The organism is Photobacterium halotolerans DSM 18316 (genome assembly GCF_000425165.1).
Taxonomy (GTDB): domain Bacteria; phylum Pseudomonadota; class Gammaproteobacteria; order Enterobacterales; family Vibrionaceae; genus Photobacterium; species Photobacterium halotolerans.
In genome coordinates this window covers 1-1,222 of sequence record NZ_AULG01000061.1, presented here as the reverse complement: position 1 = coordinate 1,222, position 1,222 = coordinate 1, and the positions used below count along the sequence as shown (strand labels likewise).

Annotated in this window: 4 protein-coding genes; all 4 read right to left on the bottom strand. The window is 50.8% G+C overall.

Features of this window, described 5'->3' with window-relative positions; all coding sequences use genetic code 11:
- Window positions 1-31 precede the first annotated feature (31 nt).
- The gene (locus H511_RS0109355; RefSeq protein WP_027252052.1) at window positions 32-241 is read right to left on the bottom strand and encodes a hypothetical protein; all 210 of its coding nucleotides are present in this window, start codon (window positions 239-241) and stop codon (window positions 32-34) included.
- On the bottom strand, window positions 235-609 hold the full coding sequence (locus tag H511_RS0109350; RefSeq protein WP_027252051.1) for a D-Ala-D-Ala carboxypeptidase family metallohydrolase: 375 nt from the start codon (window positions 607-609) through the stop codon (window positions 235-237). Before H511_RS0109350 ends, H511_RS0109355 begins: the two co-directional genes overlap by 7 nt.
- The gene (locus H511_RS0109345) at window positions 610-900 is read right to left on the bottom strand and encodes a hypothetical protein (RefSeq protein ID WP_027252050.1); all 291 of its coding nucleotides are present in this window, start codon (window positions 898-900) and stop codon (window positions 610-612) included.
- Window positions 901-902: 2 nt separating this feature from the next.
- Window positions 903-1,222: hypothetical protein (locus H511_RS24815; RefSeq protein ID WP_036759407.1), on the bottom strand; the 320-nt coding region annotated here is incomplete at its 5' end.

Genomic DNA, 1,222 nt, shown 5'->3' with positions numbered 1-1,222 from the left:
GCCTTAATGCGCGCTTCTGGGACACCGGCCATTATGATGTTTCCTGCTCGCCGGTGATGTCTGCGTTCGCGTAGGCTTCTTTGACCTTGGCGTAAAACGCATCATCGTGCGGGGTCTTGGTTGATTTGACGATCAACTCAATGACGTGAAACAACATCCACTCGATCACGTCCTTGCTGGCTGTTGCCACTAACATTTTTGTCAGGACAGCGAGCAAGCTTTTCAGAATGATACTTACCATCGTGCTTTTCCTTTCCGTGTGTCTACGTGTACAAATGTGTCGTAGAGGCCCAGGCCCAACCGGTCTGGGTACTTCGCATCGAGATAGGCGTATACATCTTTGGGCAGAACGTTGCGGATGCTGATATCCAACGCGGAACCCAGGCGATGCTGGGATTTCTTAGCACCGCCCACGGCGTCGTTATGGCGGTAACATCGGTGTGCGCTGTGTATGTTCAGCACCACTTTTCCGACTTCCAGTTTTTCAGCGAAATGATCACATGCATCCTGCACGATCATCACGGTTTCAAAATCTGCGGTTTGGTGGTCACACGCGCCACATTTGCACGCCAGTTCATGGCGGCTAATGTTCTTGGTTAAATCGCCCATTTACACATACTCAATATCATCAGGGGCCAACAGCCAGCCCATATGGTTTAACTGTTTGGCTTTAAAAATCTCTGCAGCTGCAATCATCTGGGAGCAACTTATATTCCCTGCACTGAACCCCATGCTGAATTGACCGTCTTGATGGTTGATCTTCAAAACGACAATGCCGTTGTAATCCGCGCCTTCATCCAGCTCGTTAAGGGCATCCTCCAACACATCGCGCGGCGTTAGCCCAGTATTGCTGTCGGTTGCCTCGGCTCTTGCCAGGGCGAGATTTACGGGTTTGGTCATGATTAGGTCCATGCCGACGAATTTATGGTCGGCTGTGCTTTGAATTGAACAACATTGGAATATTGGTCCTGCACATAGGTAGAGGTCACAGCGAAGTAGCGGAACGCATCGGCGCAGTTTGACGCCTCGTCGTGCAGCGGCTTGCTTTTCCAGATCCCATGTTTGGCATCCCACTCTTTCCGGTACGACTGCAGGTGTTTAAGCCCAATTTCGCATTTCGATTCATCAAACCAGCACATAGGGAGGATGTTGCGAACTGATTCAATGCCATCGGCCACAGGGAGGCGGCTAGCGATTTCAAACCGAATACCTTTGGCCAAGG